Here is a 14,248-nt window from a genome sequence, read left to right as displayed (position 1 = left end):
AATTTTACGCCAATCTTATGGCCTTAAAGACTTTCAAATGTTACGCGCTCGTTTATTAGCCAGCTTCTCTGATTAGAATAACTTATCACACCAAGTACGGAAGAGCCGATAAATTCGCCATCGCTTTAGCTGCACTATTACCGCCTGGTGAGTACCAAGATAAGGAAAAGTACGAACGATATCTGCGTGCGGCTTTGGAGAATTATACGACACCTACTGGTAATTTAAGCGTGTCGTTATCGATGTTTGATTGTAAGCCGGAAGGTTCTGGAATTTATTTGCTGCATCGTCAAATGCAGGGTGATGCGCTGAAAAGTAGGGTATGTGCAATTGTGATGTTGGGTTATCGCAATGCTTCGATTTTGATAGCGAATCGAGGTGAGGTGAAAACTCGTGAAGCTAAAACTAGCGCTTTGGGTTTTCATAAAATGATTGGCATGGTGCAAAGTAAAACTGCTGGATTGGAGGAACAAAAGCTGATAGAAGCGATTGTGGCGGCTGGAGATTCGATGCGGATAAAGGATTTGACAGTTTTGGCACGCAGTAAAGATTCAAAGTATCGTGCGGATGAAGTTAATGAAATCGTGACGGCGGTAAGGGAATCTCGTCCGCAGTATTTCCAAATGTTGGTGAATTGGATTGATAGTAAGTTGCCTTCTGATGTGGAAGAGATTGTGTTTTGTGGAGGGACTGCTGATTATTTGGCTACGGATTTAGGGAAGCATTACGGGCATCTTGAGTTGTCTTGGAATGCAGATGTGGCAATTCCCGATGAAATCGATACTGGTGGTTTTGGCAATCGGATAGCTGATGTGTTGGGGGTGTTTCTGAATTTCAAAAGTAAGGTGTCTTTAGGGAAACCGAAGAGTCAATCTAAGAAGCAGGAAGCAACTGAGTCAACAGAAGAATTTGATGTTAAGAAATCTGTTGTTGGGGATAAAAAGGCGATTGATGGTTTGGCAAAGAAGGGGGATGAGTAATGACAGCAGAGAAGTCGTCAAAGCAGACAGAATTTACTTTCAATTTGCGCTATCAGCCTTTACCTCACACTCCTGATGGGATTCTGTTTTCGTTTATTAAAAACCATGCTGTCTATTTGCCAAAAGAGATGGTGTTGCAAGCGCTGCGGGAACGTTGGTTGGCTTTGGCTTATTTGGAACGGTACGAACGGGGGGAGATAACGGAGGTGGAGTTGAGGCGTATTGGGGAGGATGCGGTGTATGCTTTGGAGCAACACGCGGAGCATATTCGGCATCGTTTGGGGCTAAAGCGTCCTGTTAAAGTCCAGTCTCATGTTGATGGGTTTTCATCAAATTCTGGGGCAAATGGGAATGGTTTAGATGGTTCGGAGATTGCGCCGAATATTTTGCATCAGAAGTGGGAAAATCACGATGATGAAATTGATTGATTAGTTGGTTGGGAAGGGAGTAAGGATTGACGCATCTTTCCCATTAAATCTACTTGACTTCTGACGGGAAGTTTTGAATCCCTTGAGTTTTCAAGAGTGGGACTGCATCTACTGACTGTTGCGCGAGCATACAGAATAGCCTTGGAGTGCGTGCTACCCCAAGGCTTCTATTTTGGTTGAACGAAGCACAAACCTAGAGAGTTTTCATGCTCAAGCTTAGAGATTCATTTAAGTATTTTTGCTCAAAATAACAGCAGGGGATTTTCGGGGGAGAATAAGGGGAAAGTAAGCAGGATTGCTTATTTTATTCCCTGGTAGTTTTCCCCAGCTTTTCCCCCACACCCATCTTTGTCTTCTGGGTAGCAAGCAGTGGCGGTATCCGTATTTCTGCGTTGATAAAATAATCAGTCGCCACCACAGCTTGTTGGGGGTATCCCCCAAACCCCCATATTCCGAACTTTCCAGTTCTTGCATTCAAAATTATCAATTCTTGCATTAAGTTGATTTTTTGAATGAAATAATTTTGAACGCAAGAATTCTTGCGGGGGTCAAGTTTGATTCGTGTTGAAGAAAAATGTTCGGAAAAACCACCTCTTAACTACTCTCTTCACTACTCATCAAAATTTCACTTTAAACCCAAGCTCTACTGCTGGTAGTCCCCAGTCGGCTACCAACCGTCTACGGGACAGCAGGAAAGCTTCCGAATTTCCCTTTCCCTATCTAGTCAGCTCTGTGTCCCGGCGCTCATTTGATAGCCAGCTAGAGGGTTACTCCTCACATAGCTCCTTGCCCAGTTTTATCTTTTAAGATAGTTTGGAAAAACGGCATCAACCCCAAACTGGGTGCTCTTGCGTGGATTTTTACAACTGCGGAACGATAAAATTCTAAGTCTATTTGTATTTTTAGAAGCTGTAATGCTTCAAACCCATACTGGGAGAGGGTTGGGAATTTGTATAAATTCGGCGCTACGATTGCGGTAACCCCCACCTTCTATCTTTAACTTTTTGAAGCCAAATACCATCAAATCCATACCGGGAGAGGGTTATGAATCTTTAAATATACGCAATGCCAACTATAATCAGAATAATTTTACAAAACGATACATATGAGCAGTGCAGTAGGAACCCCCTCACAGGTACTCCAATAGTTAAATTGGCGATATGCTACCAAAAAGTTCGACCCCACAAAAAAGATTCCTCCAGAAATTTGGAAGACCCTGGAAGATAGCTTAGTACTCGCTCCTTCGTCATTTGGGTTGCAGCCGTGGAAGTTTATCGTGGTGAGCAATCCAGAAATCCGTCAGCAGTTGGTACAACATTCTTGGGGACAAACACAGGTGGTAGATGCGTCCCATCTGGTAGTGTTGGCAATCCAAAAAGAGGTTTCTGCGGCGGACGTAGACCGCTACGTGCAACATATGTCTGTTGTGCGTCAGGTGGGAGTGGATACTTTACAGGGACTTGCCAACATGATTAAGGGCTTTCTGAGTAACCCGTCGATTAATCTCAATGAGTGGGCTGCCCGACAAGTTTACATCGCTTTGGGACAGTTTATGACGGCTGCTGCCATGCTGGGAATAGACACTTGTCCGATGGAAGGATTTAATCCTGCTTTGTACGATGAAGTGTTGGGGCTTCCCGAACAAGGATATTCAGCAGTGGTGCTTTGTCCTGCTGGCTATCGTGCGGCAGATGATAAGTATGCTGCTATGCCTAAAGTGCGCTACCCAAACCAGGATGTGGTGCAGTACGTGCTTTGATGGTACGTATGCTTCATAGCCTTGGGATAGCACCCCAAGGCTGTGAAGTTATATATCGATTTATTATGAAATGCTCGGCTTTTACTGTCTTTCATTCCTTTGACGGAAACTATTGCCGTAGCAGTTATTTATTCGCGCTGATTGGTTAAAATACTCATCCAGCGCAGCTTTTATCTGTAAGCGTTCAGCTATCAGCAGTCAGCCATCAGCTAATTCGACTTTTAGCGCTAATCGCTCTTTATATTGCCTCTAAGAAGAGACAGTCAATTCCCGATCGAAGCTGATAGCTGATACCTGACGGCTGAACGCTTACTTTTATCTTTTATTAGAATATCAATTGCTGAGAAGTTATGCTGTCGTCCTAGAGATGGAACCCAGTTCGAACCGTGGAAATAATTTACACATGAATAAGCGGCATATCTAAAGGTAGACCTCAAAACCTTTGTCGAACACGCACGCGATAAAAATGCTTGACAATTGGCAATAAAAAAACCCTCAGTAGAGGGTAGTAATCAGGGGGAGGAGATTTTTATAATGAGTGAGGCAAGCTCCTTCCATGAGTCAGAAGCCTTAACTACATGGCATAAGACATTTGATAGCGCCAGTTTAAAGCGCGAGGTTTTACATATTCGGTAGTTTCTGTCGTGGCTTCATAAGTTTCGCCTGCGACTTGATAGCGCCAGTTTAAGGCGCGAGGTTTTACATAAAGAAGGGGAGCGGCGGGAGTATAATTGTAGGTATGACCGCGATAAATTAGTTGCATGATTTGTTTACCCTGTTCTTTTTGTTCTCGTTTTTTCTAGCCCTTACATTTTTAATAATGCCGCAATTGCTTGAATAATTTGGTGATAAAAATCGGCATAAATGGTGATAATTTTCTGCTTTTTATTTGATGCAAATCCCCAAAATAAGTGATTAAATAGAAGCAGTAGGAGAGATTTAAACAGGCAGAGTAATTGATTGAGATCACTTGCAATCAGGCAGCCTGGTAGTTATGGGTGTATAGATTGAGCCTCTTCGGACAACTCTCAACTGAGAGGGTTTGAGCGGCGTAGGTATAGATTTAATCTATATTGTATAGATCAATGCTAGCAAATGTATATATAAAATTGGCTGAAACGCTTATTTTCAAAGGGTTTTCTCAACAAATGAGGCAATTTCTCAATAACTGTCCGTTTTACCCGATATCAAAAGGTGCGATCTCGGAAAAGCAAGGACGGGTCAGCTATGAAGAAGTTGTACCAATTTGGGAGAACCAAGTAGAGGTGTTATTGCATTTTGACCCCCCGTTCCTTTAGGGCTGGTGCGGCTTCAGCTAAATGCAACATCCCGTGCTAATTTCGTCGTCATAACGTTTAATGAAAGTAAGACCTTACTCAGAACCCAACCAGCAGACTCGTTCGGGGTTGCTCGTGCTGCAAAACCTAGCGGGGAAACATCAATGGCTAACTGTACGACCCCCATCCAACCAGATACAGAACTGTACTACCAAGCTGTTGGTCTAGTACGAGGGCAATATTTACCCAGTCAGGGTTCTTTCAGCCAAGGCATCTTGCTTACCGAAGATGGCCTGATTGCTCCGGCTAACTTATTAGGCGCGGCCACCAAGGCGCTGGAAAAGCACGAGGAACTATTGCAGCAGCCTCATATTTGGATCGTTTACCCTCGCACCAAGCTACAGCCTCCCCACCTTCAGTTTGCTCTCAGAGCTATCCGGCAACCACCAGCCCCAGAGGAACTAGAAGTCGTTCATCAAAATATCGATTATTTTACCGTCCGGGGCTTAGTTACCTATATCGACAACAAGGCGGGTAAGTTTGTCGTCAGAGTCTACCGCAATGTTAAACCATCCGATATCACCGAACATACCAAAGATGACCAACTTTTCCTCTTAACCTTGGTTGGCATCATGCCTAAAGACGCCTACGGTCAGTTTTGGGAGTTGCGCGTCCATCGCCAAGCCGATCGCCTCGTCTTGAAGGACGCCAAGTTTATCGCACAGGTATTTAAACCCAAAAAGAAGCCCAGCAAGAAGCGGCAGCCCAAGAAAAACCTTTAATCCTGCGGCATCCGGTAATTTTTCAAATACTTCGATTTTAGTTTGCCGTCTTTCCAATATCTCAAATAAGGGTAAGGCCCGTATTCTTTTCCTCGCTTTTTATCTGGGATTTTTTTCCACTCTATAGTTCCCCGCTTCTCCCCAGCTACTCTCAAAGCTTCTTTGTCTGTCGCTTCTAACAAGCCACCAATAATTGCGTGCAGTTCCGCTAGATCGCTCCGATCTAGTGCTAGAAGAGTATCGATTATAGCTTCCAACCGGTCGGCAGTCATAGCCTCTTAGGGTATGTTTTGGGGCAAATTATACCCTAAGTAGCCTCTTAGGGTATAAGAAAGCGAATTTTATACCCTAAGAAGTTGTGGGTCTTCTTAGGGTATAAAATTCTCCAAAACATACCCTAAGAATAATTTTACCGATCGCACGGTAGCACCAAATAATGTATTCTGGGTTTAATAAAATGCTAGGAGCCAGGAAAAAGTATCAAATGCTAAGAGCCTGGCCCGGAGAAACACATCTATTTTTAAGATAGCACGAATCGGTACGAAAATCTTTATTTTTACTTTCGCCGTTCGATTCGTGTAATTGAGGAAAAGATTTCTCGGCAGGCTCCTTCCTTGGCTCTAGCTCAACATCAACAATAAAGAGCCAATATGCAGGGAAACGCATCCGTTTACCGCTGGAAAAGCATTACAGCCTTTTGGCTTCATAAAGGCGATATCGCTACCCCAGTCCGACCCGCGCGGAGGATTTGGATCGGCCAGTCTACCCACTCCCACCAAGTTAAATGGGAGGTAATTGGCTGATGGATGGAAACTTCGATCGCTGCCAAGCAATTAGCCCCAACCCCGACCTACTCGAGGTAATCGATTGGCTACGCCACCATAATTATCCAGCTTTGCCAGTCGCACCTGTTCAAGATGCAAGATTATACCATAAAGTAGTCAAAGCATCTACCAAAAACGAAACTTGGGAATACTGCCCCCTCGACGACAACCTGCAACCGATACCGCTCTATACTGGTAAAAATCCCAGTTACCTCGACCGAGAAGGCAAACCGCATCTCATCAATCACAGCCAATATCAAAAACGCCTTCCCAACGAGCGCGAATTAAAACAGTGGTTTGCCAATCCAACCAACGGCATCGGAACGCTGGGGGGCTGGAACGATACCATCTGGCTCGATTTCGATACCAAACACTTCGATTCCGACGAAGCTTACTCTACCGCGATCGCCCTCCTTTTAGAAACTTATCCCCAACTTCAGCAAACTTGGCTCGAACGCACCCAAAGCAATGGGTGGCGAATTGGCGTGCGAGTTCTGCAAACTCCAAACTTTACCAACTTCGCCCTCTCACCCGATGGAAAGCACGTCGGCGAAGCATTGGGTGCCGGACGCTTTACCGTACTTGCCCCCACCATCGGGCCATCCGGCAACCCATACCGCGCCATCGTTCGCGCCCTCCCGGTCGAGGTAGAATCCCTCAAAGCGATCGGCATCCACCCCTGTAGCACCTCTAAAAAGCAAGCACGATCGCCCGAACGACCAAATCCAACCCCATCTGCCATTCCCGGCAGCATTCCTTTGAATATGCTGTGCAGCGACTTCACTCGCTCTGTCTTAAAAGGAGAAGACCCTTGTGGAGATCGCTCCCAATCTCTAGCCACCGCTCTCGCTGACTGGTACGGTTGGGAAAACTACTGCCGCGATTACTCGATCGACTATAGCGGTAATGCCGAATCCCTAGCCCGCGAAGCCGGGACAGCACTCGGCCTCGATGCAGACCGCATCGAACGCATCATCAAAACAGTTAACAAAGCCACCTGCACCCCCGCCGCTTACCGCAAAGGCGGAGATGTTAGTTGCTGGAAAAAAATTCGCCGCCTAGACCCGGCCACCTACGAAGCTGCGTGTCCATCCCACATTAAAGAAGAACTTGCTGCCCGATGGCAACAGCACGACCCAAACAGTAGCGCTCGACAAAAACAAGAAAAAAACGTCCACCTCGAACCACCCAACCAGTGGTTTGCTCCCGAATCTCACAACGGTGAAATTGGCTTGTGGAAAACTGAAACCATTTCTAAAATGCAATTTCTAGCCGTAACCGGAGAAACCACACCCGCACTCGACGCCAAAGGCCAGCAAATCACCGAAAAAATCCGCAAATTCCTTCCTTTATGCGACTTCGACTTTACCATCGAACGGGAATTAGCAGGCGAACCGGGAGGTTACATCCTTCAAGTTAAAAGAAGCACCGATGGCTGGCAGAAGCGCGTAGTCATTTCCAGTTCCGATTGCAAGCGAGCCGTTGACTTCGAGCTAGCGATCGAAAAGGGAATGGGAGTCGATGTATCCTGTAACCTCAAAACCGACCAACTCAAAGCTTTACTGCGCGAACGCCGATTGGCTTACCGTTACCGGGAAGGCATTACCTACCAGCTAGCCAACCGCGTAGGAAAGCAAGACAACGGCATCTGGGTGTTCAAAGATGGCCAATTTAAACCGGATGGCACCCCCACCACAGAAGAGGAAACAGGCGTTTGCTGGAATCCAAACTTGGGAGCTTGCGAAAAAGGTTTAGATGAGATTAAATCGCCCAAAATCGCCCCACCCAATCCAGAAGCCCTACCGCAACTGGTGGCCGCCATGCGCCAATTCTTCGGTTCCAACTTTCTGCCCGCTTTCTTCGTATTGGGCTACTGTGCCGCTGCCGCCCACTTCCAAACCATTATCGAAATTGAAGGACGCTTCCCCATCCTCAACACCTACGGCCCGCACGGAGGCGGTAAAACGATCGCCGTAGAATGCGGCCTCAGCTTATTTGGCCACGAATGGATCTCCGGCGCGATTGTCGGTGACATCAGCCCTTCAGCACTTTGGGAACAGGGTAAACTCTGCGGTTCTCTACCGATTTGCTTAGACGACCCACCCGACAAAATTTATGATGAACTAGAACAGTGGATACGCAACTGGTATAACGCCACAGCCCGCAAGCGACGCTGGAACGTACAACAACCCCACTGCGCCCTGATCGTCAATTCTAATAAAGCCTGCGGTGAAAAGCTCCCCGCCACCCTCAGCCGCCTGATCCGACTGTGGATACCCGTAGCCAAAGATGCCGTACCGCACGCCTGGAACCAGCTAAAGAAAGCGCAAAGACAAGCCAGCGGTGCCTTTACCAGCATCATCAAGTTGGGTTATCCCCAGCAAGAAGTTAACGAATTAACTGCCGAACTGATTCAACACCTACCCCTCGCCCACGATCGCGTAGCTCCCTCATTAGCGCTGATTGGTGTCTACACGATGAAATTGGCCGCTCTAGCCGGGATAAACCCGGACGAAGTGAAGCAGTATCTGATTAATGTTTTGTGCCCGAACGCCAATGACGAAGAATCCTCCCAAGATGCCCTAACCCACTTTTTAGGCGTGATGATGACCGCCCAAGCCGAGAACTTACTGGGTGGTTGGAACCTGCGCCGCTGCGACGACCAATTCGGTTGCTGCCGTACCATTGCCATTGAAGTGGGAGTATTCGATTTACTCAAAGAAAACTTCGACCTGCCCTACAGCAAAAAAGTAATCAAAACCCTAATCGAACAAGCTGGAGGTAAGACGCGCTCTACCCAATGGCTTGACGAAAGCAAAGACTTATCCCAAACCTACGCACGAGCATTGCTGTTCGGGCGATCGCCTTCCCAATCCAACCCACAAAATAAACCTCCCTTACCTGCCCCGCCACCCAAGAAAAAGCGGCGTTGCTGGGAAATTCCCGCCATTCTAGCAGCCGAGTACATCCAGCTAGACGACCCTCAAGAACCCGCTCCACCAGAAGGTGAGCCAATCGATCGAACCGATGGAACCAATGGAACCACTCAAAACCAATTGGAACCAAATTCTGGTTCCAGCATGGAAGCTTACCAGATAAACAGTTCAGCTTCTCAAACTTCCACGGAACCATCCGATTTAGAAAACAACCATCCCAAAACAGCAGGAGCAATTAATTCAGCCCCTGGTGTGGCATCTCAAATACCTTCTTCCGACTCCCAAAAAAATGAAGGTAATTTTTCAAGTGAAATGGTTCCAGCCGAAATCCCCACCACACCTGGATTTGATTTGGAACCAAAAAATGGTTCCAAGGATTCGAGCTTAAATGAAAACTTGATGCCCTACCTAAAAGCAATGGCCTCCGTTGGCACACCTGAAGAACTGGCAAGCTTTTTGGAGTGCATGGCAAACCTGACCTCACAAGAGCAGGAAGCCGTGTGGCTGGCAGCACCCGTTGAAGTTATTAACCAGCTCGAGCAGTTAGGTTTTGACATTTCCCCCGGCTGAAATTCAATCCTCTAGTTCTAGCGCTGAATCAAACGCGATCGCGTTTGATAATGAAGTGTGATGTTCTCTTGCCGCGATCGTATTGTGCCGATACCTTTATGCTTGGGCGACCTGCACTCGAAAGCGCATCATTGCAGTGGCGACAACTGTGCCATTCGGCATCACACCTCAACATCAATCCCCAAAGCCGGATTGAACGCATGACGGTCGTTGACGTGAGCGTACAAAGCAGTTGTCTTCGGGTCTTTATGACCCAACAAATCCTGCACCTGCCTCAAATCTGCCCCCTTTCGCAATCCCAACGTCCCTGCCGTATGCCTGAGACTATGCGCTGATAGCCGCCGTCCTTCAGTTGCGTTCTCGGTTGTTTTCAGTTTCGCCGCCACCAAATACTCATCCACGATCCACCGAATCCCGCGCCGCGATAACCGTTGTCCCTCAAACCGATGGCTCGCCGTCACGAACAAAGGACTGTCCTTTATCAGTTTCTCTCCTGCGCTCTCCCTTGCTTGCAAATACTGCCACAAGACCTTACTCAAATCCGGACGCAGCGGAATCGTTCTAATGCTACCCTTCCCCTCTACCCGCAATCCCCAATTAGACCCAGAGCGCACCAAATCCCCGAAATTCGCCCGATGTAACTCCACCGTGCGCGGCCCTTGCAGTGCCATGATGCCCAAAAGAGCCCGATCGCGCAAACTCTTTCTACTGCCATCGTGAGGAATCACCGCCAAAAGCTGCTTGAGTTCCTCTTCCTGCAAGTAAGTCACCCGTTCTGCCGGGTCTAGCTTTTCCTTCGGCGGTTTAATTTGAGCGGCGGGATTTTCCTTTACCAACCCCTTAGATAGTGCTGCCTCGTAAAACCGACGCACTACCGACAAAGTAAGGGCAACGGTAGCTGATTTTTGATGCTTGGACTGCACCAAATAGCGACGAAAAAGCTTGACATCTTCTTGGGTTGCCAAAGCCGGATTGATACTTTGTTCGTCGCACCAATCAATATATTGAATTAACCGCCGCTGGTAAGTGTAAACCGTATCCTCTGCCGCATCCCCATTTGCGACATCCAAAGCCAAGAATCGCTCGAACGCCTCTACCATCGCCTCCGTTGTAGGCAAAATAGCGACGCGATGATTTTGTTGACGACGCTTGTTAGTAGTTTCTTGGGGCAGCCGTTTGGTTGAGCTCCGGTGAGATACTCCTACATTGTCTAGCCACTATCTAGACATTAGTGGACTGGACTGTTATGAAAACACTTATCGAACTGGGCGAACATTTAGGAAGTTATGGCATCAGTTGGATTGGAGAAGCGATCTCATCATGCCGCTCGTCAAAAAAACACCTGATGAACAAACAGTTTGGATAGGAGTAGATCAACAGTTAGCAGCTATTAATTTGCAAAATGGTAGAATTATTGTAGCAATGCCATTTCCTAATTACATTCTTCAAATCCTAACTTTGCCAAAAGTAACTGTCGTACTTACTGAATGGCAAGTGCTGCTTTTTAATCCTGGCGGAACGGTCAGATTAAGTGAAGACTTACCAGAGCAAGCAATCGGAATGTCAGTTGTGGATGAAAATTTATTAATTCAGTTACTAGAAGGAGAAAGGCTAATCTTAAATCCTAAAACGGGATGTTTCATCGATCTTGCTGTTGCTGCATCTGTTTGAGAGATCCAACTCAGTAGGGTCAATCAAGTGCGAGCGCTATCAATATCAATTTGTTCGCTATCTACAGCAATAATCACTTCATCTCCATATTTCATTCAAATTACTGATAAAGGACGTAATAATCTCCAGGGTATCAGGGGTTTGAAAATGCTCTGGTTTAGTTTCAGGATGAGGATAATAGATAAAACGTAACCGTTCAGGGGGTGCGCCTGCGGCGCACCACCCCAAGAGGAGTTTGAGCATCAATATGTTTGAGATATCGGCGTGAGCCAACAATAATGAACGCAGGAATTCTGTTGACTAATGAGCCAAATTCTCAGCAGAAGTTATTGCTAGTAATCAACTAACTATATAAAACTAAATTAAAAATTATTGATTCATTTACACTCTTCATTCAATTTCTGGAAGTAAAGAAGGAGCAGATTTACCTTCACTCCACAACTAGAGCATCTGACGGGATGATGCTCTATGACTGTTGTACATTTTTCAATTGGGTATAAGTCCCGGCTTTGACCCTCATGACCAGGCTGACCGCCCCTTTTTTTTCCAGTTTTTTTCTTTGATTTGTGGCTAAATCCAGGCGGGTCAGAAGAGGGTGGTGATGAGGAGTTTTTTGATGTTTTATTGACTTTTTCTACTAATTGCTGCTGGGCTTCGACTAATTCAATTGCCTGCTTTTCTAATATTTCAATGCGTTGCGCCATTAACTCCACCATTTTTTTGACGCTGGCTGGAGTTTTGTCCCAATCATCAGGAGGTATCTGCTCTATTATACTGGCGGGCTTTTTTTCCATGACTCCTACATTACCAGAATATGGCTCCTATTTTTCAAGCCCACCTTATTTCTCGCAAAACCTTTGCAACTCCTCTTGGGGCGGTGCGCCGCAGGCGCACCCCCTGAACGGTTACGATAAAACCTGGCTGTGATTTTTCTTGATTTAGCCAAATTTGGCAATCGCAAAACGAGAAATCTTCTGCTGGTTCGGCTGACCATTTTACATTTTTGAATGTATATTTTGCTTGTTTAATTTTGTATTGATATGGAGCAATAGAAATATTGATTGTGCCAGGAAAATAGTTACTTAAGTCCAGACCCCGCTCCTGAAAAAAAGGTTTTTGCATTTCAATCGTACCACTAGGGAAACGAGGGTCTTTAGCTTTGCCTGATGCTACGCCATACCCTTTTTTGACCAAACCTTTAATTTGTACCCAATTTGTCATACTTCGGTTAATTATAGAACTAATTTTCTGCGATGAAACCATGCTCTGAACCCACGCCAAGCTTTATTACGAACAAAAAGCCCAGGACGCAACATTTTGTCAATGATGCGATACTAGCTTGGAGTTGCTCTTAAATTTACTTCGTAAGAACCGCATTTTTCTGAACAGGATTACTTTGACATTGTAACAGTTTTTGTAAAAACAGGGTACATTGAGAACCCTGTTTTTACCGCCTGATATCAGAACTAAATTGGCAGATTAGTAGATGATATAGCAAGCGCTCTCGTAGATTAAGCCATTCGGAACATTGCTGAAACACTTGCCAACAAAGGCTTATTCCTAAGCTGATAGCTGATAGCTGATAGCTGACTGCTGATTGCTATATAAGGCGCTTTTGATAAATATTTACAACGCGGATGCAGCAGGAGCGAGTTCAAGAATAATCGGAGTCACGAGTTCTGATGCTTGCTCCAAACGGTTTTTGATTTGGATTCGTAACCATTCGACACTGGCATTAGAGCCATTTACTCTTTGTGGGATACCGAGTGAGGGGTTAGCTTTCTTGATGGCACTGGCGATTTTTCGGGCTTGTCGAAGATTAATCAACTGAGTATTGATAGTGATTGCTTCAGGTATTAGTCGGTTTGGTTCTAGTGCGGGAGGTTTTTGAGCCAAAGTTTCTGGGTTTTCAACGGTCGAAGAAGAAGAAGATGGGCATGAGATTTCGCTCTTTGCAGTAATTGTTTTGGACTCAGAAGAAGCAGTGAAAACAGTAGATTGGTGATTGCGATTTGTTTCGGTAGGAGTGTAAAAGAAGCAGCAAGCGGTACTGAAGAAAACAATGAATAAGAACGCGGGAAAGAGTGTAGCGTTGAGAGTTTCAATGGTCATTGTTTCAATCTCCTGTGAAGGGATATTCACTGACTTGTTTGTAGCGGATGTCGGTGAATTGTATGGCAATTTTTGCTTGCTCCGCGACGGTAGGAGCGGAATATATCCGATAAGTTTCGTTTTTTTACTTTATTTAAAGCTAATTTAATAAGTACAAGAGTAGAGCATTTTATTTATGTCAAAGCGGATGCCGCCTGTCCATAGACAACAAATGATGAAAGAGAATCGCTCTTGCTTTAATGGGCAAGGGTTTAAGTTCAAAAAATCTGTAAATTTATTACAATCCTTGCCCAGCTTCCTTTATAGACACAACAAGTTGTTATGAAAAAGTTCTAAAACGTGTTTCCAAGCATCAGGAGCCGCCTCTCTGTTGTAGCTTGGGTGCTGCTTTATCCAGGGGTACTTGTCTACAAAGAACCCGGCAAAGAATCCGTGTCCTGCATCGTATCGGAATATCCGATGATTAATTTTATGTTTCTTTAACTCTGCCTCGATTTTCTCGGTTTCCGACTGCGAAACTAATGAATCTCTTGTACCAAAAAACGCATAAATAGTGCCTTTAATTTCCGATGTGCGATTAAGGGTTGGAGTGGATTCACCATAACTAGAAGTGGTAATTCCACCTCCGTAGAACGAAGCTGTTGCTTTGATATCGGGTAACGTTGCTGCTATATAGGCAACATGACCGCCAAAACAGAAGCCAATAGCACCGATGCGATCGGCTTTTACATTGGGCAAAGTTTTTAGATAGGCAATCGTAGATTGAATATCGCTGAAGATTTCTTGATACTTAACTTGTTGATAAGTAGTCGGACAAAAGTAATCGACACTGTATGAACTTTTGTTAAGGCACTTGCAGGAGTGCCTTCGCACAGCGTGCCGTAGGCATATCGTGCATCGGCACAATTA

The 14,248-nt window shown here is 45.7% G+C and carries 13 protein-coding genes and 2 pseudogenes; 7 read left to right on the top strand and 8 right to left on the bottom strand.

The features are described from left to right. The first annotated feature begins 194 nt into the window (after positions 1–194). Entirely contained in the window at positions 195–980 is a 786-nt protein-coding gene (locus H6G03_RS34445) for an acetate and sugar kinases/Hsc70/actin family protein (RefSeq protein WP_206756664.1), read from the top strand. Continuing rightward, positions 980–1,408, top strand: coding sequence for a hypothetical protein (locus H6G03_RS34440; protein WP_190474948.1), 429 nt, complete (start codon positions 980–982; stop codon positions 1,406–1,408). The genes H6G03_RS34445 and H6G03_RS34440 overlap by 1 nt, the downstream gene beginning before the upstream one ends. Positions 1,409–1,712: 304 nt before the next feature. Here the strand turns inward: H6G03_RS34440 and H6G03_RS34435 are convergent, their stop codons facing one another. Then, the gene (locus H6G03_RS34435) at positions 1,713–1,904 is read right to left on the bottom strand and encodes a hypothetical protein (RefSeq protein WP_190474946.1); all 192 of its coding nucleotides are present in this window, start codon (positions 1,902–1,904) and stop codon (positions 1,713–1,715) included. 609 nt (positions 1,905–2,513) lie between these two features. Between H6G03_RS34435 and H6G03_RS34430 the strand changes: the two are divergent. Then, a pseudogene (locus H6G03_RS34430) lies at positions 2,514–3,167 on the top strand (NAD(P)H-dependent oxidoreductase). Between the two features lie 574 nt (positions 3,168–3,741). Here H6G03_RS34430 and H6G03_RS34425 read toward each other — a convergent pair. After that, the gene (locus tag H6G03_RS34425) at positions 3,742–3,930 is read right to left on the bottom strand and encodes a hypothetical protein (protein WP_190474944.1); all 189 of its coding nucleotides are present in this window, start codon (positions 3,928–3,930) and stop codon (positions 3,742–3,744) included. Between the two features lie 322 nt (positions 3,931–4,252). Here H6G03_RS34425 and H6G03_RS34420 point away from each other — a divergent pair, with 322 nt between their 5' ends. Together H6G03_RS34420 and H6G03_RS34415 are read left to right on the top strand one after the other, a co-directional pair. After that, positions 4,253–4,465, top strand: a complete 213-nt coding sequence (locus H6G03_RS34420) for a hypothetical protein (protein ID WP_190474941.1) — start codon at positions 4,253–4,255, stop codon at positions 4,463–4,465. A 143-nt stretch (positions 4,466–4,608) separates the two neighbouring features. Further along, positions 4,609–5,226, top strand: coding sequence for a hypothetical protein (locus tag H6G03_RS34415; protein ID WP_190474939.1), 618 nt, complete (start codon positions 4,609–4,611; stop codon positions 5,224–5,226). Here the strand turns inward: H6G03_RS34415 and H6G03_RS34410 are convergent. Continuing rightward, the gene (locus tag H6G03_RS34410) at positions 5,223–5,498 is read right to left on the bottom strand and encodes a hypothetical protein (RefSeq protein WP_190474937.1); all 276 of its coding nucleotides are present in this window, start codon (positions 5,496–5,498) and stop codon (positions 5,223–5,225) included. The genes H6G03_RS34415 and H6G03_RS34410 overlap by 4 nt on opposite strands. 512 nt (positions 5,499–6,010) lie before the next feature. Between H6G03_RS34410 and H6G03_RS34405 the strand changes: the two genes are divergently transcribed. Further along, positions 6,011–9,556, top strand: coding sequence for a bifunctional DNA primase/polymerase (locus H6G03_RS34405; protein WP_190474935.1), 3,546 nt, complete (start codon positions 6,011–6,013; stop codon positions 9,554–9,556). 161 nt (positions 9,557–9,717) lie between these two features. On the opposite strand, the gene H6G03_RS34400 is transcribed toward H6G03_RS34405, so the two are convergent. Further along, the gene (locus tag H6G03_RS34400) at positions 9,718–10,656 is read right to left on the bottom strand and encodes a tyrosine-type recombinase/integrase (RefSeq protein WP_190474952.1); all 939 of its coding nucleotides are present in this window, start codon (positions 10,654–10,656) and stop codon (positions 9,718–9,720) included. Positions 10,657–10,876: 220 nt separating this feature from the next. On the opposite strand from H6G03_RS34400, the gene H6G03_RS34395 reads away from it, so the two are divergent. After that, positions 10,877–11,227 (top strand): hypothetical protein, encoded by a 351-nt coding sequence (locus H6G03_RS34395; RefSeq protein WP_190474933.1) that lies wholly within the window; start codon positions 10,877–10,879, stop codon positions 11,225–11,227. A gap of 377 nt (positions 11,228–11,604) precedes the next feature. On the opposite strand, the gene H6G03_RS34390 is transcribed toward H6G03_RS34395, so the two are convergent. The 4 genes and pseudogenes from H6G03_RS34390 to H6G03_RS34375 form a co-directional block, all read right to left on the bottom strand. After that, positions 11,605–12,021 (bottom strand): DUF6444 domain-containing protein, encoded by a 417-nt coding sequence (locus H6G03_RS34390; RefSeq protein WP_190474932.1) that lies wholly within the window; start codon positions 12,019–12,021, stop codon positions 11,605–11,607. A gap of 34 nt (positions 12,022–12,055) precedes the next feature. Further along, the gene (locus H6G03_RS34385; protein WP_199315626.1) at positions 12,056–12,448 is read right to left on the bottom strand and encodes a hypothetical protein; all 393 of its coding nucleotides are present in this window, start codon (positions 12,446–12,448) and stop codon (positions 12,056–12,058) included. Positions 12,449–12,853: 405 nt separating this feature from the next. After that, positions 12,854–13,339: a hypothetical protein gene (locus H6G03_RS34380; protein ID WP_190474930.1), complete on the bottom strand. Its 486-nt coding sequence runs from the start codon at positions 13,337–13,339 to the stop codon at positions 12,854–12,856. Positions 13,340–13,639: 300 nt separating this feature from the next. After that, a pseudogene (locus H6G03_RS34375) lies at positions 13,640–14,143 on the bottom strand (dienelactone hydrolase family protein); the annotation flags it as partial. Positions 14,144–14,248: the final 105 nt, after the last annotated feature.

The organism is Aerosakkonema funiforme FACHB-1375 (assembly GCF_014696265.1).
GTDB lineage: Bacteria > Cyanobacteriota > Cyanobacteriia > Cyanobacteriales > Aerosakkonemataceae > Aerosakkonema > Aerosakkonema funiforme_A.
The sequence above is the reverse complement of the archived record's forward strand: the minus strand, read 5'-3'. Positions and strand labels throughout refer to the sequence as shown.